This window comes from Ramlibacter pinisoli, from assembly GCF_009758015.1.
Classification (GTDB): domain Bacteria; phylum Pseudomonadota; class Gammaproteobacteria; order Burkholderiales; family Burkholderiaceae_C; genus Ramlibacter; species Ramlibacter pinisoli.
This window is the reverse complement of sequence record NZ_WSEL01000009.1, coordinates 1,482,814-1,506,086: the sequence shown is the minus strand read 5'-3', so window position 1 is coordinate 1,506,086 and position 23,273 is coordinate 1,482,814. Positions and strand designations below refer to the sequence as shown.

The following is a 23,273-nucleotide window of genomic DNA, read 5'->3' as shown; positions in this document are numbered from 1 at the left end:
TTACCGACGCACGCCATTGTTGCCGGACGGCCTTGCAGGGCCGACAGCAAGGAGTGTGCGATGACCAACCTTCTTCTCCTGACCCACCTGCGCGAACTGCTGGGCTGGGCGGCCACCTGGCTGGCGGAGGCGCGGCGCCGTGCCGCGGCCCGCCGTGAATTCCAGGCCCTGGACAACGCGGCGCTGCGCGACCTCGGCATGGCACGTTCGGAGTTCGGCTCGTTCTGGGCCGAAGCGCACGGCTCGGCCGAGCGCACCCGGCGCCGCGTCGACACGTCCACTCATGGAGGCCTGCGCTGACTCAGGCGAGGGGCCGCGCTCCCTGCTCGAGGAGCCGGCCCAGCAGCGGCCGCAGGGTCGCCGGGTCGATCGGCTTGCGCAGCAGGCTGGCCACGCCGCAGTCGTCGAGGTCCTGCTGCGTGATGTCGAATGCATTGCCGGTGTACAGCAGCACCGGCAGCCGCGGCCGCTCCCGGCGCGCTTGCCGCGCCAGCGCCAGCCCGGTCATGCCGGGCATGGTCTGGTCGGTGAGCAGCAGCTCGAACCGCTCGTCCGCTGTGGCCAGGCGACGGGCGGCCGACTTCGGGTCGCACTCCAGCACCACGTCCAGCCCCCAGCTGCGCAGCAGGTCCTGCATGAAGCCGCTGACGATGGGCTCGTCCTCGACCAGCAGCACGCGCCCGCGCAGCCTGGCGGGACTCGCCGCGGCAACGGTCGCCGGCGCACCGCGGGCCTTGCTGCTGGGCTGTTCCGTGGCAGCCGGCAGCAGGACCCGGAACAGGGACCCATGGCCGGGTTCGGTGCGCACCTGGATGTGGCCGCCGTGGTCGTGCAGGATGCCGTGCACCATGGCCAGGCCCATGCCGGTTCCGCGGCCGACTTCCTTGGTCGTGAAGAAGGGCTCGAACATGCGGTCGACCACATCCTGGCTCATGCCCCGGCCGTCGTCCTCCACCTCGAACCCGACCCATCGCCCGCCGTCCAGCTGCGCGCTGCACGAGGCGCAATGGCCCCAGGCCGGCGCGTGGACGATGCGCAGCCGGATCGTGCCCTGCTCGCCGATGGCGTCGCGGGCGTTCAGGCACAGGTTGAGCAGCGCCTGCTCGAACTGCACCGGGTCGGCCAGCACCGGCGGCGGCGTAGCGGTCTCCTCGTCGTCCGCCTCGGACTCGACCGCAATGGAGGAGGGCAGGTTGGGCCGCAGCAACTGCAGCACCTGGGCCGTCACCTGCGCCGGTGCCAGCAGCTTGCGCTCACCGTGGCGCGGGCGCGAGAACGCCAGCAGCTGCGCCACGTGCTCGCGTGCGCGCTCGGCCGCCAGGCGCGCCTGGGCCAGGTCGCGCACCAGCTCCTGGTCCTGCGCGGCCGGAGGGCGCTCCTGCGCCATCTGGATGTAGCCGAGCACGCTGGTCAGGATGTTGTTGAAGTCGTGCGCCAGCCCGCCGGTGAGCTGCCCGATGGCCTCCATCTTCTGCGCCTGGCGCAGCTGCCGCTCCAGCTCCGCCCGGCGCTGTTCGGCCGCCACCCGGGCCGTGCTGTCGCGCACGGCGTACAGCACGTGCGGCTGGCCGCGGTAGGTGACGGCCGTGCCCTGCACCTCGGCATGCAGGATCGAGCCGTCCTTGCGCACGCTGCTGATCTCGAAGCGCAGTTCCTTGCCGGCCAGTGCCAGCCGGTGCCCCACGCGCAGGCGCGCGCGCAGGGCCGGATCGAGCTGCGCCAGCATGCCGTCGGCCGCCAGCACTTCCTCGCGCGCATAGCCGGTCATGGCCAGGTAGGCCGGGTTGACCTCGACCGCGCGGCGGTCGGCGTCGCGCAGCACCAGCCCGTCGGCCGAGGCATCGAAGATCGCGCGGTACTGCTGCTCGCTGTCGTGCTGGGCCCGTTCGGCCTGCTTGGCCTGGGTGATGTCGCGGCCGATGTACAGCACGTGCGGCCGTCCGCGGTGCAGGGTCGGCACGCCGCGCAGTTCCAACTCGCGGCGGGTGCCGTTGCGATGCAGCAGTTGCGTCTCCAGGCGCACCGTGGCGCCCGCCAGGGCCTCCTCGTGCAGCGCGCGGATGGTGGCCCTGGCATCCTGGGGATTGGCCACGATGCGGTCCAGCCCGATCACCTCTGCCCGCGCGTAGCCGCTCCACGCCTCGTAGGTGGCGTTGACGTCGACGATGCTGAAGTCGGCCGCACGCAGCACCATGGCGTCGACCGAGGCGTTGAAGATGACCCGGTACTGCTCTTCGCTGTGCTGCAGTTCGCGTTCGCGCTGGCGCCGCTCGCTGATGTCGCGCACCACGGCCAGCGCATGCGGGCGGCCGCGGTGCTGGAAGGGGATCACCCGCAGGTCGGCCTCGAAGCCGGTGCCGTTGGGTCGCAGCACCCGGGTCTCCAGGTGCGTGCTCTCGCCGGCCAGCGCCCGGCGCACCATCTCCAGCCGTCCCCGGACGTACTGCTCCGGCATGTAGCTCGGATAGGTGTTCCCCACGATCTCTTCCCGGGCGTGGCCGTACAGCGCCGCCCCGGCGGGGTTGACGTCGACCACCTTGGGTTCCTCGTCCCACAGGAACAGCCCGTCGAGCGAACTCTCGAAGATCGCGCGGTACTGCTCCTCGCGCTGGCTCAGGTCTTCGACCGCCTGCTTCTGCGCCTGGTCGGCGCGCAGCCGCTCCACCTCCGCCGCGGCGCGCACCGCGAAGATCTTGAGCGTGGCCTTCACCCGCTCCAGCTGGGCCAGCGGCCGCCGCGACGCGACCGCTACGAGGCCCAGCGCCTTGCCGTCGGGCCCCGCCAGGGGATGTCCGGCATAGCCTTCACTGCCCAGCTGGCGCAGGTCCTTGCTGTCGGGAAACAGGGCCTGCACGCCCGACGGGTAGGCGCGGAAGCACTGGCCCAGCACGGTCGCGCAGGGCGTCCCGGCCAGGGGGTACGGGATGTCCTGGTGCACCTGGCCCCCGCAGGACATGGCGAGCATCCGCATGCCGCCTTCCACCGTGGCGTCGGGCTGCGCGATGAAGGCGACGTCCACCTGCAGGATGGTGGCCAGCAGCCGCACCAGGCCTTCGAACACCGAGCCGCTGCGCGACTCGGACACGCCGAGGGCGACCGCCCGCAGGGTCTCGTCGGTGCGCGCGCGTTCGATCTCCGCTGCGGCGCGTGCCGCCACCACCTCCAGCAGCGACTGCACCGTGCCCGCCTCGACGGCGGGCGGCTGCCGCCGGTCCATGGCGGCGACCACGCCGAGCGGCTGGCCGGTGCTGTCGGCCAGGGGAAGCGCCCAGGCGATGGCCATCCGTTCGCCGGCGAAGAACGAGTCGGGGCCACGCTGGTCGAGGGCAGCCGCCGGGAACTTGAAGTTGGGATGGAGCTTGTGGTCCAGGCTGACGGCCAGGGTGCGCAGCAGGCCGGGGCCGTCGGCGGCCACCGCCAGCAACACCAGCGGCACGTCCAGCGTGGCCGCCAGTTCCCGCACGAGATGGTCGAACAGGCGCGGGCCGCGCGCCTGCGCGGTGGCCAGTGCCAATCGCGCCAGGGCCTGCGCGCGACCGGCCGGCAGGGCCTTGCGCGGTGCCGTCGCTGGGAGCGCGTGGCTGCTCATGTTTTCAGTCTAGGAGCGGGTTGGTGCGGTGCCCAGGAAATTACCTTGCGGATACAAGCGGGATACATGCTGGCACCGGGTTCCCGCGGACCGGGAAGCGGCCCGGGCCGCTGGTGCAACCCGGGCCGGCCGTGCTCCCGCCGGCTCTTCATTGGGCGGCGGCGGTCGCGCTGCCGGCCATGGTGGCCGCGGGGCGCGCCACCCGGGTGACGATGGTGCCGGCCTGGCCGCCCTCGAACACCTGGGTGTCGTGGCTGGCCGCGACGGCTTCCTCGCGCACCTGGGTCCGCGACCGCGTGCTGATGAAGGGCGCGTACATGGCCTGCCCGTAGCTGCTCTGGTAGCCGCTGCGCGAGTCCAGGTGACGGGCGGCGTCACGCCCTTCGGCGGAGACGGTCGCGCGATCGGCCTTGCTGGTGAACGGCGCCGTCGCGAACGTGTTGGCGGACTGCCCGCCCTCGAACGGACCAGCCAGCTGGGCCTGGGCCAGGGCGTTGCCACTCGAGAGGCTGGCGGCCAGGACGGCCGCGGCGACGCTGCCGAGGTAAGCGAGGGTGGAAGCGGTGCGCTGGTTCATGACGATCTCCGCGAGCGAGGGATGGAAGAAGGTGTTGGTGGCCCCGCTCATTGCCACCTGCCCCTTGGATGACTGCAGTCTGGGCGGCGGAGGTATTCACTCCGTGTCCGTCGTGCGCGGGTTTGTATTCGGTCGGTATCGGGGGCGATCCGGGCGTGCCGCCGGCCCGGCGGTCGCGCCTCGAACCAGCTGGGCTGTCGGCCGGTAGACTGGCGCCCGAAGCCACGCAAGCAGATGGACAAGCCCGCCGCCAGCCGCTATCGAGGCGACTTCGTCGCCTGGGCCGGCGTGTGCGGCTTCATCGGCGAGGGCGGCGGCGGGGCGCCGATCGCGCCGCACTCCCACTACGCGATCCAGCTGGCGCTGGGTGCGCCCGCCGGCTTGCGCATCCAGTTCGGCCGCCATGGCGAGTGGCAAACGTGCGCCGCGGCGCTGGTGCCCTCCAGGGCCACCCACACCATCGACGTGACCGGCTGCCAGATGAGCGCAGTCCTGTTCATCGAGCCCGAAACGCCGGCGGGCAAGGCGTTGTCCGCGCGGCTGCAGGGACGGCTCGAACTGATCGACCCGGACGTCGTCGACGTGGCGGCCCGACGCCTGGACCGGGCGTGGCGCGTCGAGCGCAGCTACGAGGCCGTACAGGCGGTGTGCATGCAGCTGGTGCAGCAGGTCTCGAACACCGCGCCCCGGGTGCCGTCCGACCCGCGCGTGCTGGCGGCCGTCGACTACATCCGCGCGCGCGTCGACCAGCCGGTGTCCCTCGCCGAGGTGGCCGGGGCCGCGAACCTCTCGCCCGGCCGGTTCCGGCACCTGTTCGTGCAAGAGACCGGGATGCCCCTGCGCACCTACGTCCTGTGGCGCCGCCTCCTGCACGTGTGGACGCTCCTCATGAAGGGCGAGACGCTTTCCGGCGCGGCCCATGCGGCGGGCTTCGCCGACTCCGCCCATCTCTCGAGGACGTCGCGCACGATGTTCGGCCTGCCGCCGTCCGTCCTGCAGATGAACGGCCCCCTCAGCGCGCGGGCACGCGGGCGGCAGCATCACCTGGCCTGAACCACGGGACCGGTGAGCGTTCCGAGGAACGCCGCCACGTCCTGGATGTCGGCGGGCGTGAGCCGGATGGCCTGCCGCCCGGCGTGCCGTTCGCCCGGTCGCGCCAGTTCGCTGTGGCCGAGCACGGCGCTGGGCGAGTCCGCGTAGTGCTGCAGCACCTGATCCAGCGTCGAGAACTGGCCGGCATGCATGTAGGGCGCCCGTTCCGCCACGTTGCGCAGGCCGGGTGTGCGGAAAGCCGCCAGCTGTCCGGGGTCGTTCGTGGCCAGGAACTGGAGTTCGCCGCACTGCTCGGGCCTGGCATCGCTGTAGCGCCCCAGGCAGTTGAACTCGTCCTGCAACAGCTTGCGCAGCCCCTCGGCGCGCCCGCGGTCCGGCCTGGCCCGGTCGAGGGGCGGCACGCCGGTGTTGTGGAAGGCCTGGTCCGTCAGCAGCGGGCCGTTGTGGCAGGTGACGCACTGGCCCCTGGCCAGGAACACGCGCAGCCCGCGCACCTCCTGCGGCGCCAGCACCTCCTGGCCGCGGCCGTCGCCGGCCACGGTGGCCTGCGCGTACCGGTCGAAGCGCGAGGGGCCGTAGGAGATGGGGCGCTCGTAGGCGGCGATGGCCTTGCCCATGTTCGCGAACACCCGGTTGGCGGCGTCGCGGCTGGCGTCCGGCAGGGCGGCCCAGGCCGCGCGCTCGGCGTCCGTGCCGCCGGGAGACGCATCGTCGGGGAGCGGGCCCAGGGCGGGCAGGGGTCCGAACACGGCCTGGTACTGCTCGCTGTAGTGGGCCTGGACCAGCTTGACCAAGCGCACCCGGTTGCCGCCGTGCTCGGCCGCGTCTTCCAGCGGGCCCAGGGCCTGCGACCAGAGGCAGTCCTTGCGGCCGTCCCAGAACAGGAACGGCGCGTGCGCGGCGCCCATGACGGGCATGGTGCGGCGCCTGCCGGTGGCGAGGCCCTGGCCTAGTGGCTTGCCGTCCTGGAACTGGCGGTCGGCCGCATGGCAGCTGGCGCACGCGACCTGCCCGTTCCTGCTCAGGCGGGTGTCGTGGAAGAGGGCGCGGCCCAGGGCGGCGGCGTCGGTGCGCTGCTCGTAGGCGTTCGACGGGTCCTGCGGCCGCCCACCCGCTTGCGTGAGCCGCATCGCGGCCAGGGTCGCGACATCCTCGGCCGGCCACGGATCGCGCAGGGGCGCCGTCCGGACCTGCGCCACACCGGCCGTGACGAGCGCCACCGACAGCGTCGCTGCGACCTGCAGGAGCCGGCGTCGCGCGGCCCTGGCGGGGGCGCTGGTCACGGCTGGCCCTTCGGCGTCTCGACGACGGTGTTGAAGGTGACCTTGTCGGCGCCCTGCGGTCCCTGGATGCCCAGCTTCACCTCCCACCAGCCGGTCATGCTGAACTTCATGCCATCGAGCTGGTACGTGCCGTCGGCGAGCTCGCGGGTGACCCGCGGCTGGGTGGGCAGGCCATGCCCGTGCTGGGGCATGCCGCCATCGACGGCGAAGGTGGCGCCGTGCACCGGCGTGCCGTCCGGCGTGGCGAGCTTCACCTTCCAGCTGTGCATCTGGTTGATGGCGGGCGCCTGTGCGGGCGGCAGCAGCGCGACCCGGTAGACGCCGGCATGCGAGGGCTTGTCGAGCGCCAGGTCCAGGTCCTTCGGCGGGGTGCCGCAGCCGCCCAGGCCGAGCATCGCCAGGCCCGCCAGGCCGGCCCATGCGAGGGTCGTGGCGACGCGACGGAACAGCGTGGCCTCACCGCGACCCGGCCGGGCCGACTGCATGAGGGCCTGCAGGTCCCCGGGCACCGGCATGCGACGCAGGCCGCCGACGTTCGCGCCACCGGTGTTGCCCGCCGGCACCAGCCCCAGCGGGGTGAAGAGGCCGGCCGCCACCATGCGCCAGGCCTGGCCAAACGCTGCACCGGTGCGCCGGTTGCGGACGGCGAACCGGAACATGTGCCAGTGCACGCGCACGTGCTCGACCGTCGCGCGCTGGCCCAGGACGTGCGCACGCTCGAGGTGCTGGAAGGCGGAGTGGAAATGTCCCAGCGCTTCGGCGGACGCGGCTGCGTCCAGCTCTGCCTGCACGTGGGGTTGGATGCGAAGGGCGAAGGTCGTCATGGTGTGCTCCGGGGAAGGTCGATGCACACGGATTCTTCGCAGCCGGGGGCTTGCGGGCTTGAACGCAGCGGCTGGATCCGCAGCCCTTTCGTTCAAGTGTCGGCCGGGCGTGTTGCACGCCAGCGGCCGGTTGCGATCGCGCGTCAGCGCCTAGGACGCAGGCAGGCGCTGGTCGATCCAGGCCAGGATGTCGGCCACCACGCCCTCCTTGCCGATGTCGTTGAGGAGGTCGTGGTAGTGGCCCTCGTAGAGCTTCAGGGTCTTGTCCTTCGACCCGGCCGTCTGGTGGAAGAACTCGCTGCCGTGGCAGACCGTCGCCTTGTCGTCCGTGCCGTGCAGGATGAGGAGCGGCAGCGTGATGCGGGGAAAGTCTTCCCGCAGGCGTTCGTCGGCCCGCACCAGCGCCGCCACGGTGCTTGCCGGCTGGACTTCGTTGGCGATCAGCGGGTCGTTGTTCAGGATCTCCACCGCCTTGCGGTCGCGCGAGAAGTCCTCGTTCTTGAGCTTGAGGACAGGCAGCCGCGGGGCGACGTGGCTCAGCCCCTTGATGGCGGCCAGCGCGAATCCCGGCGCAGGCACCTGGAAGGCGAAGCTTTCGCAGATGAACCCGGCGAGTTCGGCCTGGCTTTCGACCGCATAGGTCGCGCCCACCACGCCTCCGGCACTGTGGCCGAGCAGGAAGACCGGCAGCCCGGGGTCGCGCGACTTCGCGATGTTCACCGCGCCGCTGAGATCGCTGACGTACTCCGAAACGTGCTCGACGAAAAAGCGCTCGCCTTCCGACCGGCCGCGTCCTCGCAGGTCGAGCGCGTAGACGGCCAGTCCGCCCTGGGCGAACTGCTCCGCGGGCCAGGCGTACTGGCCACCGTGGGAGTTCACGCCGTGGCAGATCACCAGCACGGCGCGGGGCTGGCCCTGCGGCCGCCACGACCGCAGGAAGATCCTGGGACCACCGGATCCAGCGAAAGTCTCTTCACTCGGAGGCTGCAGCACGCTTGCTCCTTTCGGCATCGGAGCGCACATGCTACGGAGCGGCGTCCGATCCGCAAGCCGCGCAGACCAACGGTTGTCGTGTCGCCAAAGCGGCAACGCGGCAACGTGGCGGCCGATGTGCAGTTGCAGACCGGTGCTCTCGCGCAAGCGCGACAACGCGGCCGGATGCCGACATGCGGTACCGTCTCGCGCATGGTCCGGGTCGAAACGACGACAACGGCGGCAGGCGACTTCGAGCCCGGCGTGATCTGGTTCGGGTCGCGCCGCGTGGAGGTGCAGGCCGTCAGCGACCGCTGGTACGGCGCTGCCCAGCGCTGGTGGAAGGTGGAGACCAGCGAGGGCAGCTACGTGCTGCGCTACGACGAAGAGGTCCGCACCTGGGAGCTGGCGGCGGTCGTCGGGCGGTGATGCGCGGGCTGCCGCGGGTCCTCCGCGACGGTGCGGCCGTGGGTAGCATGGGCGCAGATGCGGCTCGATCCCTACGTCCAGGTCGACGACACGCCGTTCACGCTCTCCAGGGAAGAGCTGCAGCGCGCGCGTGGCGACCCCTGGCGCGCCCTGCGCAACGGCGTGGGCCTGCACGAGATGGACTACGGTGACGTGGTGTATCGCTTCCAGGACAACGGGCGGCTGGAGGAGGTGACCGTGCAGGCCGAGGTGGTGACCATCGGCAATGTCGCGGTGCCCTTCGCGACCCTGGCCGCCTTCATCCGTGCACACGACCCGGAGGCCTTCGAGCGCGCCGGCTTCCTGGTCAGCCCGCAGCTGGGCCTGGCGTTCGACCCGTCGGAACCGTTCTGGGTGACGGCGCTGGCGCGGCATTGCCTGCAGGAATGGAAGAACCTGGCTTGAGGCGCCTGCCGTGGCCGGCACGCCGTTGCCCGGCTCTTGTGCGCGGCCTGTGACTCAGCGCAACCCGGCCGGGTCGTGCGCGGCGAGCCCCCTGGCCAGGTGCTCGATCAGCAGCCGCACCTTGGGCAGCAGGTGCTTGCGCGAGGGGAACACCGCGTGGATGCCGAGTTCCACCGACCGGTAGTCCGGCAGGACCTCCACCAGCCGGCCGCTGCGCAGGTCGTCGTCGACCAGGAACGAGGGCTGCAGGATGATGCCCTGGTGTGCCAGGGCCACCGCGCGGCAGGTATCGCCGCTGTTGGTGTGCATGCGGGGCTGCACCTTGACCGTCACCGGCCCCTCGGTCCCCTCGAATTCCCAGGTGTCTCCCATCGCGAGCAGGCTGTAGGCCAGCACGGCGTGGCCGGCCAGGTCAGCGGGATGGCGGAGCTTGCCGTGCCGGCGCAGGTAGGGCGGCGACGCGCACAGCACCAGCCGGGTGGACGCCAGCTGCCGGCTCACCAGCGAGGAACTGGCCAGCCGGCCGATCCGCACCGCCATGTCGATGCCTTCCTCGACGAGGTCGACCAGCCGGTCGGACAGCGAGAGGTCCAGCTTGATCTGCGGATGGGCGTCCAGGAAGCTGCCCCACAGGGGCGCCAGGCGCAGCAGCCCGAAGGACACCGGTGCGCTGACCTTGAGCACGCCCACCGCCTCACCGCTGTGCTGCGTGATCTCCGACTCCGCCTCGTCGACGCCCTGCAGCAGTTCCCGGCAGCGGGCGAAGAACACCTCGCCTTCCCCGGTGAGCGACAGGCGGCGCGTGGTCCGGTGCAGCAGCCGCACGCCCAGGCGCGACTCGAGTTCCGCCACGTGGCGCGACACGGCCGCCTTGGACATGTCCAGGGCGTCGGCCGCGGCGACGAAGCTGCCGGCCTCCACCACGCCGGCGAACACGCGCATTTCCTGGAACCGGTCCATTGTCCCTTCCCACGGAACAAACGTTCCTGTCGGGACGAGTTTATGCCTGCAATGGAGATCTTCAGCCTGCGCGGGAGCGGAGCGAGGGGGCCGGCAAGCCGCCCGGCCAGGCCCGCTGCTGCGGCAATGCCCTCAGGAGTGGCCGTGGGGCGCGCGGCGGCGGGCGAGGGACACCCGGTCGAGCAGATCCTCGACCGCGAAGGGCTTGATCAGCACGGCATCGACGCCGGCGGCCACGGCGGCGCTGCGGTCGGGCTCCGGGATCCAGGTGCCCGCCAGCACGACGGTGGTGTGGTCGAACCGCTGGTTGGCGCGCAGGACGCGCACCACATCGATGGCGTCGCGGTCGGGCAGGGCGGTGTCGATGACGATCGACTGGGGCGTGTGGTCGTGCAGGCAGGCCAGTGCTTCGCCGCCGGTGCGCGCCGCCAGCACGCGAAACCCCGACAACTCGAGCGCCAGCACAAGCACCTCGCGACAGTCGCGGTGGTGCTCGACGACAAGGGTGGTCGGACTCTGCCCCATGCATGCAGTCTGGTTGCGCTAAGCGGAAAGTCATCGCGGGTAAACCCTTCCCTCCGGGCCGGTTCCGACCAGCTCTGCTGTCGACATCGGCCTACAGCCGGGCAGGACCGGCGTCCCGAGAATGTCGCCTCGAATCGGAGGCCCTGCGCCGCAGCGATCGGCCGGTTCTCGCCAGGAGTCACTGTTGAGCATCCGCGTGTTGTTGGTGGAGGACATGAAGGCCACCCATGAGCTTGTCTCCGAACTGATGGGCTTCATCGGCGGGTTCACGGTGGTGGGGTCCTGCGCGACCGAGGCGGCGGCCCTGCAGTGGGTGCACGACCATCCCGGCGCCTGCGACCTCATGATCCTGGACCTCATGCTGCGCGAAGGCACCGGTTTCTCGGTGCTCGCCGGGCTGGCCGTGCACGGTGCCGGCGCGCCCGACGTGGTGGTGTTCAGCGACTTCGCCTCGCCGGCGGTGGTGCGCAAGTGCCGCGACAACGGCGCCCTGGAGGCCATCCCCAAGGCGGACCTGCGGCGCCTGCGGGTGTTCCTGGAGACCTACCGCGGCCAGCTGAGCAAGGCGGCCTGACCCTGCAGGCGCGGGCGGCCGGCTAGGCCGCCGACACCCGGATCCCCTTGATCTGGCCGGCCTGCAGCGGCCCCGCGGGGCGCGGATAGGTCGCCGGGTCGAAGCGGTGCAGCAGCTCCGCCTCGCGCACCCGCGCCAGGTCCACGTTGGCCTGCTTCACATGGCCGAAGCCGCGCATCGACAGCGGCAGCGCCGCGATCTCGGTGGCGAGCGCCAGCTTGCCGGGCGCCAGCGCCGGCAGCAGTGCCTCGATGCGGTGGCGGTAGTCGGCGACCAGGGCCCGTTCGAGCCGGCGCTCCTGCGTGTAGCCGAACACGTCGAACGGCGTGCCGCGCAGGGCCCGGCCGTGCGCCAGAAGCTTCATGGCGTGCAGCATCCAGCCGCCCAGGCGCACCTTGCGCGGGGGACGGCCGTCGCGCGGCCGGCTGAGCACCGGCGGCGCCATGTAGAACTCCAGCTCGGGGTCGCCCTCGAACTGCTGCCGCAGCGCGTGCAGGAACTCGCCGTCGGTGTACAGGCGCGCCACCTCGTACTCGTCCTTGCAGGCCATCAGCTTCAGCAGGCTGCGCGCCACCGTCCGGGTGAACGGCAGCGACGGATCGGCCGCCAGCGCCGCCTCGCGCACCCGCACCCGGGCCACGAAGTCGGCGTAGCGGCGCGCATAGGTGGCGTCCTGGTAGGCCGTCAGATGCTGCACCCCGCGGTGCACCAGCGCTTCCAGCGTGTCGGCCGGCGCCGGGGCCGGCGGCTCGCGCAGCAGCGCGGCAACCGCGCCCGGGTCGGCCGCGGCCAGCCGGCCCAGCGAGAACGCGAGCTTGTTGTTGTCGACGCCGACCCCGTTCAGCTCGATGGCGCGCAGCATCGCCGGGGCGCCCACGGGCACCAGGCCGCGCTGCCACGCATAGCCGAGCGCCAGGATGTTGGACACGATGGAGTCGCCCAGGAAGGTTTCGGCCAGCCCCTGTGCGTCCAGCGTCTCCAGCCGGTCGGCGCCGGCCGCGAAGCGCAGCTTCTCCAGCAGTTGCGGCACCTGCAGGGACGCGTCCGGGTTGCGCACGTTGTCGGCCACCGGTACCTCGTGCGTGTTGGCCAGGATGCGGGTGCGGCCGTGGCGCACGGTGGCCAGCGCATCGGCCGAGGCGCCCACCACCAGGTCGCAGGCCAGGATGGCGTCGGCCTGCTGGGTGTCGATGCGCACCTGGTTCAGCCGCTCCGGCCGGTCGGCCAGCCGCACGAACGACAGCACCGAGCCGCCCTTCTGCGCGAAGCCCATGAAGTCCAGCACGCTGGCGCTCTTGCCTTCGAGGTGCGCGGCCATGGTGACCAGCGCGCCCACGGTCACCACCCCGGTGCCGCCGACGCCCGTGACCAGCAGGTCGTAGGGGCCGGTCCAGGCGTGCGGCCGCGGATGCGCCAGGGCGTCGACGCGGCGCAGGAAGTCGGCCCGTGCACCGCCGGCGTCCTCCGCTGTCGACAGCGCGCCGACCCCCTTGCGGACCTTGCCCCCGAGCACGCCCACGAAGCTGGGGCAGAAGCCCTTGGCACAGGAGTAGTCCTTGTTGCAGCTGCTCTGGTCGATCTTGCGCTTGCGCCCCAGCGGGGTCTCGTGCGGCAGCACCGCCACGCAATTGCTCTGCACGCTGCAGTCGCCGCAGCCCTCGCAGACCCGCTCGTTGATGAACAGCCGGCGCGCCGGGTCGACCAGCTCGCCCTTCTTGCGCCGGCGGCGCTTCTCGGCGGCGCAGGTCTGCTCGTAGATCAGCACCGTGACGCCGGGCAGCTCGCGCAGGTGGCGTTGCACCGCATCGAGCTCGTCGCGGTCGTGGAACGTGGTGCCGGCCGGAAAGCGCTGCCGGATCGCCGCGTACTTGCCGATCGCGTCGGACACCACCACCACCTGCTTGACGCCCTCGGCCTCGACCTGGCGCGCGATGCCGTCGACGCTGATCACGCCGTCGACCGGCTGGCCGCCGGTCATGGCGACGGCGTCGTTGAACAGGATCTTGTAGGTGAGCGTGGCCCCGGCGGCCACCGCCTGCCGGATGGCGAGGTAGCCCGAGTGGTAGTAGGTGCCGTCGCCCAGGTTCTGGAACACGTGCGGCACCTTGGTGAACATCGCGTGCGAGACCCAGTCGACCCCTTCGCCGCCCATCTGGATCAGGCCCTCGGTGTCGCGGTCCATCCAGCTGGCCATGAAGTGGCAGCCGATCCCGGCCTGCGCATGCGAGCCCTCCGGCACCTTGGTGCTGATGTTGTGCGGGCAGCCGGCGCAGAAGTAGGGCAGCCGCTTGACCGAGTCGCTGCTGTTGGACAGTAGCTCGGGCAGCGTGAAGTCGCGCACCAGGTGACGCCGGTCGAGGTCGGCGAAGTGGTCCGCCAGCCAGTTCGCCACCAGCTCGATCAGCCGCGAGGGCCGCAGCTCGCCGAGCGCCGGCACCAGCGGCCGGCCCTGCGCATCGGTCTTGCCCACGATCACCGGCCGCCGGGCGTCGTTGTAGAACAGCGAGCGCAGCTGCTCCTCGACCACGGGTCCCTTCTCCTCGATCACCAGCATCTCGCGCAGGCCGTGCGCGAACGTGCGCAGGCGGGTTGGCTCGATCGGGTAGGTGAGCCCGAGCTTGAGGATGCGCACGCCGTGCTGCGCCAGCGCCTCGGTCGAGATGTCCAGCCGCCGCAGCACCTCCAGGAAGTCGAAGTGCGCCTTGCCCGCGGTGACGATGCCCACCGTGGCGTGCTCGCTGGCGACCACCTGCCGGTCGATGCTGTTGATGCGGGCGAAGGCCCGCACGGCGTCCAGCTTGGCATGCAGGCGCTGCTCGATGGTCAGCGAGGGCAGGTCGGGCCAGCGGTAGTGCAGGCCGCCGGCGGGCGGCGCGTAGCCGGTGGCCTGCCGCACGGTGTCGCCGTCCTGCCAGGTGGCCACGCGTGCGTTCACCAGGTCGAGGTCGACGGTGGACGCGCTTTCCACGACTTCCGACAGCGCGGTGAAGCCGACCCAGTTGCCCGAGAAGCGCGACAGCTGCCAGCCGTACAGGCCGAACTCCAGGTACTCGGCCACGCTGGCCGGCGAGACGATGGGCGCGTGCCAGGACTGGAAGGCCTGGTCGCTCTGGTGCGGCATCGACGACGACACGCAGCCGTGGTCGTCGCCAGCCACCATCAGCACGCCGCCGTGCGGCGAGGCGCCGTAGGCGTTGCCGTGCTTGAGCGCGTCGCCGGCCCGGTCGACTCCCGGTCCCTTGCCGTACCAGAGCGCGAACACGCCGGCGCAGGTGCGCTCGGGATCGGCCTCCACGCGCTGCGTGCCCAGCACGGCGGTGGCGCCCAGCTCCTCGTTGATGGCGGGCAGGAAGCGCACCCCGGCCTCCTCGAAGTGGCGGCCGGCCTTCCACACGGCCTGGTCGACCATGCCCAGCGGCGAGCCCCGGTAGCCGCTGATGAAGCCACGCGTGTCCAGGCCGGCGGCCGCGTCGCGCTGGCGCTGCATGAGCATGAGCCGCACCAGCGCCTGCGTGCCGGTGAGGAACACCGAGCCGCTGCGGGCCCAGAGGCTGTCGGCGAGCCGGTAATCCGGGCGGGCCAGGGGTGGCTGCTCGGCCAGGGTGGGGGTCTCGGTGGTCATGGCGGTTCCTCGTCGCGGCCCCGTGCGGTGCGGGCGGCGGATGGAGGAGAGCGTAGTTGCTGCCAGCGAGAAAAGGCTACTTCCATTCCTGCATGTCAGGAACCGGTGGAGAATGCCATTCTCGAAACCGCTGGATCCTGAGAATGTCAGATCTCGACCGCCACGACGTGCTGCTGCTGGCCGAGCTGCAGCGCGATGCCCGCCAGACCGTGCAGCAGCTGGCCACCGCCGCCGGGCTGTCCAGCACGCCCTGCTGGAAGCGCGTCAAGGAGATGGAGGCCGCCGGCATCATCCGCGGCTACACGGCGCTGGTCGACCGCGAGCGGGTCGGGCTGGCGCTGTGCGTGCTGGCCGAGGTCAACCTCACCCGCCACAACGAGGACGACGTGCGCCGCTTCGAGCAGGCGGTGGCGGCCGAACCCAGCATCGTCAGCTGCTATGCGACCACCGGGCAGGCCGACTACGTGATCAAGGTTCTGGTGCCCGACATCAAGCGCTACGAGAGCTTCCTGCACGAGACCGCGTTCAAGCTGCCGGGTGTCACGCACGTGCGCTCCAGCGTGGTGCTCAAGGAGGTCAAGAGCGAGACCCGGCTGCCGCTGGACGTGCCGCGGGCCCGGCCCCAGCCCGCGCGTCGCGCCCGGGCGCGCTGACCGCGTGGGCGCAGCCTCCTGGCTCTCGCTGGCGGTGTTCGCCGCCACCGCATGGCAGCTCGTGGCGCTGTGGCGCGGGCTGCCGCAGGTGCCGCAGCTGCGCGACCTCCCGGCCGCGGCCGACGGCGACCTGCCGGCGGTGTCGGTGGTGGTGAGCGCGCGCGACGAGGCCGGCACCATCGAGGCCGCCCTGCGCTCGCTGCTGGCGCAGGATGTTCCGCGGCTGGAGATCGTCGCCATCGACGACCGCTCGGCTGATGGCACCGGTGCCATCCTCGACCGGCTGGCGCAGGCCGATGCGCGGCTGCGCGTGCTGCACGTGCGCGAGCTGCCGGACGGCTGGCTCGGCAAGACGCATGCGCTGCACCTGGGCGCGCAGGCGGCGACTGGCGACTACCTGCTCTTCACCGACGCCGACGTGCACTTCGCGCCGCAGGCGCTGCGCCGGGCGCTGGCGTGCTGCATCGCCCGCCGGCTCGACCACCTGGTGGTCGTGGCCGACCTCACCGTGCGCCAGCCGCTGCTGGCCGCCCTGCTGCTGGAGATGCTGGCGGCCTTCTGCGCCACCCTGCCGCCGTGGAAGGTCGCGACCTCGCGCCGGGTGTATGCCGGCGTCGGCGCCTTCAACCTGGTGCGGGCGGCGCCCTACCGGCGGCTGGGCGGGCATGCGGCGCTGCGGCTGGAGGTCATCGACGACATGGAGCTCGGCCGGCTGCTGAAGCAGGCCGGCCTGCGCCAGGACCTGCTGTTCGGCCGGGAGGCCGTCCTGCTCGAGTGGTACGCCGATGCGGCGCAGCTGGCGCGCGGGCTGGAGAAGAACAGTTTCGCCAGCGTCGGCTACAGCGTGGCCCGGGCGGCGGCCGCCACGCTGCTGGTCCTGGTGCTGCACGCGTGGCCGCTGGCCGCGCTGGTCGTGACGAGCGGCCCTGGCCGCTGGCTGAACCTGGGATCGGTCGCCTGCAGCCTGCTCCTGCGGGTGCGCCTGCTGCGCACCACGGCCTGGCACGCGCGCTGCCTGCTGTGGTGGCCGCTGGCGCCGCTGGTGCTGCTGGGGGTGCTGTGGCGTTCGGTGCTGGTGACGCTGCGGCGCGGCGGCGTCGTGTGGCGGGGCACGCGCTATCCGCTCGCACAGCTGCGGGCGGCGCGCGCCGCCCGCCGGCGCCCGGTCAGCGGGCCGTGAAGTAGTCCTGCGCGGCGTCCCAGGCGGCCTGCTGCAGCAGCTTGGCGGTCTCGGGCGGCAGCCCGGCGGTGTAGGTGGCGCCCACCGGGCTCTTGCGGAACAGGGCCGCATAGGTGGCGCAGCTGGCCAGGTAGGTGCCGGCCAGGCTGGGGTGGCGCTTGTCGGCCTGGTACAGCTCGAGGTCGGGCTTGCGCGCGATCGCCTTGGCGAACGCCAGGCCGGCCGGGACCACCAGCAGGTCGTTGTCGTTGCCGGCGCGCGTGTACGCATCGGACAGCTGCTGGGTCATCTCGGGCTTGTCCTTGTAGGCCCAGGACATGAACAGCACCGGCCGGATGCCCTGCTTGCGCAGGATCTCGGCGTCCTTCTTCACGGTGTCGTGGAAGGCCTGCTGCAGCTGCGGGTGGATGGGGCACTGGCTGCAATCCATCATGACCACCGTGTCGTACTGGCGGCCTGGCGGGTTGAAGCGGATCTCGTTGTCGCCGACGAAGGAGTAGCGGCCCAGGCCGTTCGGGCGCACCAGCGACTCCATGTCGTGCCAGTCCAGGCCCGAGCCGCTCACGGTGACCGAGGTGCCGCGCACGGCCGGCTTCTCGTTCAGCGATGCCGCGAGCTGGTTGAAGTGCCCGTGCATGCTGTTGTTGTAATAGAAGAAGCTGTTGCCCACCCACAGGATGGCCTCGGGGCGCGCGCCCGGATCGGTGCGTTTCGGCGCGGTCTGGGCCTGCGCGGCCGGGAACGCGAAGGCCGCCAGCAGCGGCAGCAGAGCCAGCAGGCGGCGAAGGGGGCGGGAAGTCGTCATGGGTGTCTCCTGGTTGGGGTCGCGATGTCGCAGGTGCAGCTTAGTGCAGATCACGGACGCGTCCGCCCGCCACCGGGCATGAACGGGGCCGTGGGCACCGGATGCACGCGCGGTTGTCGCGTGCCAGCATCGCGCCTTCGTCGATCGACCCTGCTCTCCGGCGCCGCTCGGGGCGGCATAGGAGGTTCCTCCCGCGCATTTGGGACATTCCTCCCATGCACTTGCCGGAAGGCAGCGCTCCAATCGGTCCATTCGCTCTCTCTGCAGGACCGTGAACCCTCTCGACGACGACCGGACGGTGGGGCACTCCAGTCACGCGCCCCGGCCCGAGATTCCTTTCGATTCCGATCGGACGGAGTTCGGCGGCAGCGCGCTGCCGCCCGGGACGCGGATGGGCGAATACGTGATCGAGGAGGTGATCGGCCAGGGCGGCTTCGGCATCGTCTACAAGGCCCACGACACGGCGCTGGACTGCCCGGTGGCGATCAAGGAGTTCATGCCCTCGGGCATGGCCTTCCGCACGCAGAGCCTGAGGGTCACCATCTCGTCCAGGCAGCGCGACACGTTCAAGGCGGCCCTCAAGAGCTTCGTCGGCGAGGCCCGGATGCTGGCCCGCTTCGATTCGCCTTCGCTGGTCAAGGTCAAGCGCATCTGGGAGGAGAACGGCACAGCCTACATGGTCATGCCGTTCTACAGGGGCACCACGCTGGGCAAGGCCGTGAAGGAGCAGCGCGTTGCGCCGGACGAGCGCTGGCTGCGGGCCCTGCTCTCGTACCTGCTCGACGCCCTGGAGATCATTCACGCCGAGCACTGCTATCACCGCGACATCGCGCCGGACAACATCCTCATCCTGCAGAAGGACGGCCGGCCGCTGCTGCTGGATTTCGGGGCGGCGCGCCGGGTGATCGGCGAGGCGACGCAGTCCATCACGGCGATGGTCAAGCCTGGCTTCGCGCCGTACGAGCAGTACGCCGAGACGGCCAGCATGCGCCAGGGGCCATGGACCGACATCTACGCGCTGGCGGCGGTCGCCTACTTCGTGATCAGCGGCAAGGCGCCGCCCCCGTCGATCGCGCGCATCGTGAACGACGAGATGGTGCCCGCGCGGCAGGCGGGGCGCGGCCGCTACGACGAGCCGTTCCTGGAGGCGCTCGACCGTGCGCTGGCGCTGTGGCCCGACGCGCGGTTCCAGGACGTGGGGGAGTTCCGGCGTGCCCTGGGACTCGAGGCGTTCGTCGTCCCCTCCGTCCCCCTGACCCTTCCGGAACGCACGGTGATCCATTCCGTGCCCCCACCGCCGGCCCCGAGGGGGCCCCTGGTCGGAGGGCGCCTCCTGGCGGGCCTGGCAGGTTTGACGGTCCTCGGTGGCGGGATCGTCGCCTATGCCCTGTGGTCGCCCACGGCCGGGAAGGGCGGAACATCGAAGCTTGCCGCCGGTGACGCGCGGTCGGGCGCCACGTCGGCCATGGGGAACTCCGCCTCGCCCGTGGCGCCAGCGGCCCCGATCGCCCCTGCACCGGGTCGCGCCGCCGTCCAGGAACCGCCAGCGCCTCGCGTGGCGGTTGCACCTGCGCCTGCGCCGTCCCCGCCGGCCGTGCAACCCGCGCCCGCTGCGCGACCCGCGCCGGCTGCACCACCTGCGCCGGCTGCGCCGCCCGCGGCGGCGGCCCGGGCGGCGACGGCCCCGGCCGAGCCGCCGGTCGAAGTGTCGGCGGACGACGAGTTGTGGCGCGAGGCCAGCCGGCATGACACGGCCGCGGCGTACGAGGACTACCTGAAGCGCTATCCGCACGGTCGGCACGTCAACTACGCCCGCATGATGCTGCAGGTGAAACAGGCGAAACCGGCCCCGGCCGAAGCGCCCGCCACGGCTGCGCGGCAAGCTGCTTCGAGCCCCCTTTCCCTGCCGGCGGTGACGGGCCGGTTCGAGGCACGCACCCCCTCGGCCGCGGCGCCGGCGCCTCCCGCCCCAGCGGCGCCGACGACGGCGACGACGGCCGCTGCCAGTTCGGCGACCCATGCGGCGGCCCCGGCGAGCCGCCCGGTCGAGGCGTCGCCGCCGCCGCAACCTGCGGTCGTGGCGCGCGCCCCGGCGGCCGATCCACCTGCGGCCGAGGCAGCACGCGAGGCGGTCGCACGGCCGCCGGCACCCGCTGCGGCCACAGGGTCGGCCGGCGCTGCTCCGCGTTCGGGGGCGATTCCGGCAGTGGTTGCTCCGTCCGGCACGCAGCCTCCGTCAGGGCCGGCCGCCGAACCGGAGAAGACCGTCACCCTGGCTGCATCGCGGCAGGTCGTCTCGGGCAACCTCCTCCCCGATCCTGTCACGGGCCTGATGTCGGGAACCGGCAAGATCGCCTACCCCAACGGCGACCGGTTCGAGGGGCGGCTGGTCAAGGGCGCCAAGGAAGGCGCGGGCAGCTTCGCGTGGGCGAATGGGCAGCGCTACAACGGCGAATGGGTGGCCGACGCACCGCATGGACAGGGCACGATGCGCTTCGGCAACGGCGACAGCTACACCGGGAACTGGGACAAGGGCCGGCAGCAGGGCAAGGGTGAGTTCATCTGGGCGAATGGCCCGCGCTACAGCGGCGACTGGGTTGCCGGCGAGCTGCAGGGGCAGGGGACCATGCGCTACCCCAACGGCGACGTGTACACGGGCCACTGGTCCAGGGGCAGGCACCACGGCACCGGCAGGTACACCTGGCGCAACGGCAACTATTTCGAAGGCGAGTTCCGCGACGGCAGGAAGACCGAGAACGGCAAGACGATGTCCCCGGACGGCACCGTGCTCCAGGTGGTCGAGCAGCCGGCCGCCGAGCCCCCGGCGCGACCGCCAGCCGCCGCCCCGCAGCGCACGACCGAGGCAGCCCGCTGAGCCGCCAGCGTGCGCAAGCGTACGGAAAGAAACGCGAGTCGCTGCCATCCTGTGTCGAATGGAGACACACGGCAGGCCGCCGGCCGCCGATCGAACCGCCGACCCGGGCCAGCTACCGATGACTTCCGCCGCTGCAGATCCCATCCGCGTGTTCGTGGTCGCACCGCCGATCGCCGCCTGGGGGCTCGAACGTCTCGTGCAGACCCGGGCGCCGCAGTTCTGCGTTGCCGGCGTGCAATCCTCGATCGGCCCCGACGACCCCTTGCCCGGGCACGAAGCGGGCGACGTCCTGGTGATGGATGCGGAAGGCGGCGGCACGGTCGACTCGCTGTCGCGGATGCAGGGCATGCTGCCGGTGAACCTGATCGTGCTGACCGCCTGGCAGGATCCGGCCCTGCTCGAACAGGCCATCTTCGCCGGCGTGCGTGGCGTGGTGCGCAAGTCCGATCCGCCGGAGAACCTGCTCAAGGCGATCGAGAAGGTCTGGCACGGCGAACTGTGGATCGACCGTGGCGCCACCACCCGCATCGTCATGGAAATGAGCCGCCGGAAGGCGGCGCACCGCGACGACCCCGAGCAGCACAGGATCCGCACCCTCACCACCCGTGAGCGCCAGACCGTCTCGGCGCTGGCCAGCGATGTGGCAGCCCCGGGCAAGGTGATCGCCGGGCGCCTGTGCATCAGCGAGCACACCCTGCGCAACCACCTGACCTCGATCTACAGCAAGCTCGGGGTATCCAACCGGCTGGACCTGTACGCCTTTGCAACGCGGCACCGCCTGGGCGAGCTCGAGTAGACGCCGGGTACCGGCCGGATCGGCGATCCGCCGTGCTGCGCCTGGTGCGCGCCGTGGCGGGATCGCCGACGGACGCACGGCTGACCTTGACTTGCGGGTGCCATCAGGCACAAAGATGGTCTTTCGCGAGGGGCTGGCCAAGGTCGACGCAGTCGCACCGGCCCCGTGCAAGCGGGGCCACCGAGGCCCTTCGCCAGCGGAGGGTAGGTCGTGCGGCTTGGAACGTCGGTCGGGTCCATCCTGCTGTGGGTTGCGAGCCTGTTCGCACCGTCGCAGGCCCTTGCGCAAGCGGTCGGCATCGTCGGCATCGTCGGGATCATCGAAGGCGGCGCCACCCTGATCCGGCAGACCACGCGCTACGCCCTTGCGGAAGGCGTGGCCCTGAACGAGCAGGACATCGTCGAGACGGCGCCCGGCGCATTCGCCCAGGTCGAACTGCCGGGGGGCGTCCTGGTGGGGCTGGGCGAGTCGACCCGGGTGATGTTCTCGCCCCGCGTCGGCAAGGGACTGGCCGCGACGCCGCTCTACCTGCTCGGCGGCTGGCTCAAGACCAGCACTGCCGGGCCCTTCCGCTACACCAGCCCCGCCTTCGAGCTGTCGACGCAGGGGGCCGTCACGGTCGTCCAGGCCACGGGCGCGAGCTACCAGGTGTTCCTCGAGAGCGGCGCCGCCCGGCTGGCGCCGCGGGATGCCGCACAGGCGGCCCTGCAACTGCGCAGTGGCGAATTCGCGCAGGGACGCGAGGGTGCCCCGACCAGCACCGGGCAGCGCCCCGCGCCCGAGTTCCTGGCGAAAGTGCCGCGCCAGTTCCGCGACCGGCTGCCCGCGCGCGGCGAGCAACTCGCCCGGCGCAGCGTCGCGCCCAAGGCGCTCGGCGAGATCGCCTACTCCGACGTGTCCGCCTGGCTGCGGACCGAACCGGGACTGCGCCTGCCGCTGCTGCCGCTGTGGCGGGCGCGCGCCGCCGACCAGGACTTCCGCGCAGCGGCCAAGGCCGACCTGGCGCAGCACCCGGAATGGGAGCCGTATGCGGACCCCGAGGGCTATGCGCGCCGGCTGGCCCTGGAGGCCGAGCGGCGGCGCGCGCGGGAGCAGGCACGGCAGGCGGCGCAGGCGGCCGCCGCGGCGAGCGCGGCAGCGGCGGCCGGCGGCGGCGTACCGGCGGGGCGTGCGCCATGAACCTTTGCGCGACGTGACGCAACCCAGCGATCCAGGCGAGCCCTCATAGGAGAACTGCAATGCGCCTCATGCTCAAGTTCAACCTGATCTTCCTGCTCGTCTTCGTCGCGGGGGTGATCGGCGCCGGCAAGGTGTCGTACGACCTGCTGCAGAGCAACGCCAAGCAGGAGGTGCTCGACCACGCGCGGCTGACGATGGAGAAGGCGTCGGCCGTGCGCGCCTACACCAACGACCAGATCCGGCCGCTGCTCGAGACGCAGCTGAAGTACACCTTCCTGCCGCAGACGATCCCCGCCTACTCCGCCACCGAGGTGCTGGCGACGCTGGCCAAGACCTTCCCCGACTACACCTACAAGGAAGCGACCCTGAACCCGACCAACCCGCGCGACCGGGCGGTGGACTGGGAGGCGGACATCGTGCACCGCTTCCGCAACCAGGCCGGCCAGAAGGAGTTCATCGGCGAGCGCGACGCGGGCACCGGGCGCTCGCTCTACATCGCGCGCCCGCTGCGCATCACCAATCCGGCCTGCCTGGTCTGCCACAGCACGGTCGAGGCGGCGCCGCGCACGCTGATCGACAAGTACGGCCAGGCCAACGGCTTCGGCTGGCAGCTGAACGAGGTCGTCGGCGCGCAGGTGGTGTCGGTCCCGATGTCGGTGCCGCTGGCACGCGCCGACCGGGCCTTCCGCGTCTTCATGGGCTGGCTCGTCGGCATCTTCGTGGCGATCGGCATCGTCCTCAACGTGATGCTGTACCTGCTGGTGATCCGGCCGGTGACGAAGCTGTCGAAGCTGGCCAACCGCGTCAGCCTGGGCGAGCCCGACGTCCCGGAATTCCCGACCGGTAAACGGGACGAGATCGGGACACTGGCGCAGTCCTTCGCGCGCATGCGCCAGAGCCTCGACCAGGCCATGAAGATGCTGGAGGCCTGAG

At 71.7% G+C, this 23,273-nt stretch carries 20 protein-coding genes; 11 read left to right on the top strand and 9 right to left on the bottom strand.

Annotation, left to right across the window (positions count from 1 at the left end):
- Positions 1-60 precede the first annotated feature (60 nt).
- On the top strand, positions 61-300 hold the full coding sequence (locus tag GON04_RS21555; protein WP_157400044.1) for a YjiS-like domain-containing protein: 240 nt from the start codon (positions 61-63) through the stop codon (positions 298-300).
- 1 nt (position 301) lies between these two features.
- Here the strand turns inward: GON04_RS21555 and GON04_RS21550 are convergent, their stop codons facing one another.
- Positions 302-3,589, bottom strand: coding sequence for a PAS domain-containing hybrid sensor histidine kinase/response regulator (locus GON04_RS21550; protein ID WP_157400043.1), 3,288 nt, complete (start codon positions 3,587-3,589; stop codon positions 302-304).
- A gap of 148 nt (positions 3,590-3,737) precedes the next feature.
- Entirely contained in the window at positions 3,738-4,217 is a 480-nt protein-coding gene (locus GON04_RS21545) for a hypothetical protein (RefSeq protein ID WP_157400042.1), read from the bottom strand.
- A gap of 183 nt (positions 4,218-4,400) precedes the next feature.
- On the opposite strand from GON04_RS21545, the gene GON04_RS21540 reads away from it, so the two are divergent.
- Entirely contained in the window at positions 4,401-5,219 is an 819-nt protein-coding gene (locus GON04_RS21540) for a helix-turn-helix transcriptional regulator (protein WP_157400041.1), read from the top strand.
- Here GON04_RS21540 and GON04_RS21535 read toward each other — a convergent pair.
- The 3 genes from GON04_RS21535 to GON04_RS21525 all read right to left on the bottom strand — a co-directional run bounded on the left by GON04_RS21535 (position 5,207) and on the right by GON04_RS21525 (position 8,319).
- Entirely contained in the window at positions 5,207-6,502 is a 1,296-nt protein-coding gene (locus GON04_RS21535) for a cytochrome c peroxidase (RefSeq protein ID WP_181653699.1), read from the bottom strand. The genes GON04_RS21540 and GON04_RS21535 overlap by 13 nt on opposite strands.
- Positions 6,499-7,326, bottom strand: a complete 828-nt coding sequence (locus GON04_RS21530; protein WP_157400040.1) for a DUF3703 domain-containing protein — start codon at positions 7,324-7,326, stop codon at positions 6,499-6,501. The genes GON04_RS21535 and GON04_RS21530 overlap by 4 nt, the downstream gene beginning before the upstream one ends.
- Before the next feature lie 150 nt (positions 7,327-7,476).
- Positions 7,477-8,319 (bottom strand): alpha/beta fold hydrolase, encoded by an 843-nt coding sequence (locus tag GON04_RS21525; RefSeq protein ID WP_198349377.1) that lies wholly within the window; start codon positions 8,317-8,319, stop codon positions 7,477-7,479.
- A 192-nt stretch (positions 8,320-8,511) separates the two neighbouring features.
- Here GON04_RS21525 and GON04_RS21520 point away from each other — a divergent pair, with 192 nt between their 5' ends.
- Both GON04_RS21520 and GON04_RS21515 read left to right on the top strand, forming a co-directional pair.
- The gene (locus GON04_RS21520; protein ID WP_157400038.1) at positions 8,512-8,727 is read left to right on the top strand and encodes a hypothetical protein; all 216 of its coding nucleotides are present in this window, start codon (positions 8,512-8,514) and stop codon (positions 8,725-8,727) included.
- Positions 8,728-8,784: 57 nt separating this feature from the next.
- Positions 8,785-9,171: a hypothetical protein gene (locus GON04_RS21515; RefSeq protein ID WP_157400037.1), complete on the top strand. Its 387-nt coding sequence runs from the start codon at positions 8,785-8,787 to the stop codon at positions 9,169-9,171.
- A 54-nt stretch (positions 9,172-9,225) separates the two neighbouring features.
- On the opposite strand, the gene GON04_RS21510 is transcribed toward GON04_RS21515, so the two are convergent.
- Positions 9,226-10,131 carry a LysR family transcriptional regulator gene (locus GON04_RS21510; protein ID WP_157400036.1) on the bottom strand — a complete coding sequence of 302 codons (906 nt, stop codon included), beginning with the start codon at positions 10,129-10,131 and terminating at the stop codon, positions 9,226-9,228.
- A 132-nt stretch (positions 10,132-10,263) separates the two neighbouring features.
- Complete coding sequence (locus tag GON04_RS21505) at positions 10,264-10,656, bottom strand: response regulator transcription factor (RefSeq protein WP_157400035.1); 393 nt, start codon at positions 10,654-10,656, stop codon at positions 10,264-10,266.
- 184 nt (positions 10,657-10,840) lie between these two features.
- Between GON04_RS21505 and GON04_RS21500 the strand changes: the two genes are divergently transcribed.
- A complete protein-coding gene (locus tag GON04_RS21500) occupies positions 10,841-11,230 on the top strand; it encodes a response regulator (RefSeq protein WP_157400034.1) in 390 nt (129 codons plus the stop codon).
- A 22-nt stretch (positions 11,231-11,252) separates the two neighbouring features.
- On the opposite strand, the gene GON04_RS21495 is transcribed toward GON04_RS21500, so the two are convergent.
- Entirely contained in the window at positions 11,253-14,852 is a 3,600-nt protein-coding gene (locus tag GON04_RS21495; RefSeq protein WP_157400033.1) for an indolepyruvate ferredoxin oxidoreductase family protein, read from the bottom strand.
- A 143-nt stretch (positions 14,853-14,995) separates the two neighbouring features.
- Between GON04_RS21495 and GON04_RS21490 the strand changes: the two genes are divergently transcribed.
- Both GON04_RS21490 and GON04_RS21485 read left to right on the top strand, forming a co-directional pair.
- Positions 14,996-15,505 (top strand): Lrp/AsnC family transcriptional regulator, encoded by a 510-nt coding sequence (locus GON04_RS21490; RefSeq protein WP_157400032.1) that lies wholly within the window; start codon positions 14,996-14,998, stop codon positions 15,503-15,505.
- A 4-nt stretch (positions 15,506-15,509) separates the two neighbouring features.
- Entirely contained in the window at positions 15,510-16,685 is a 1,176-nt protein-coding gene (locus tag GON04_RS21485; protein ID WP_157400031.1) for a glycosyltransferase, read from the top strand.
- Here GON04_RS21485 and GON04_RS21480 read toward each other — a convergent pair.
- A complete protein-coding gene (locus GON04_RS21480; RefSeq protein ID WP_157400030.1) occupies positions 16,672-17,490 on the bottom strand; it encodes a DUF4886 domain-containing protein in 819 nt (272 codons plus the stop codon). The two genes, GON04_RS21485 and GON04_RS21480, sit on opposite strands and share 14 nt — an antisense overlap.
- Positions 17,491-17,761: 271 nt before the next feature.
- On the opposite strand from GON04_RS21480, the gene GON04_RS21475 reads away from it, so the two are divergent.
- From GON04_RS21475 to GON04_RS21460, 4 genes are all read left to right on the top strand, one after another.
- The gene (locus GON04_RS21475; RefSeq protein ID WP_198349375.1) at positions 17,762-20,365 is read left to right on the top strand and encodes a protein kinase domain-containing protein; all 2,604 of its coding nucleotides are present in this window, start codon (positions 17,762-17,764) and stop codon (positions 20,363-20,365) included.
- Positions 20,366-20,483: 118 nt separating this feature from the next.
- Positions 20,484-21,161, top strand: a complete 678-nt coding sequence (locus GON04_RS21470; RefSeq protein WP_157400028.1) for a response regulator transcription factor — start codon at positions 20,484-20,486, stop codon at positions 21,159-21,161.
- Between the two features lie 210 nt (positions 21,162-21,371).
- Positions 21,372-22,340: a FecR domain-containing protein gene (locus tag GON04_RS21465; RefSeq protein WP_157400027.1), complete on the top strand. Its 969-nt coding sequence runs from the start codon at positions 21,372-21,374 to the stop codon at positions 22,338-22,340.
- Positions 22,341-22,399: 59 nt separating this feature from the next.
- Positions 22,400-23,272, top strand: coding sequence for a c-type heme family protein (locus GON04_RS21460; protein ID WP_157400026.1), 873 nt, complete (start codon positions 22,400-22,402; stop codon positions 23,270-23,272).
- The last annotated feature ends 1 nt before the right edge of the window (position 23,273 follow it).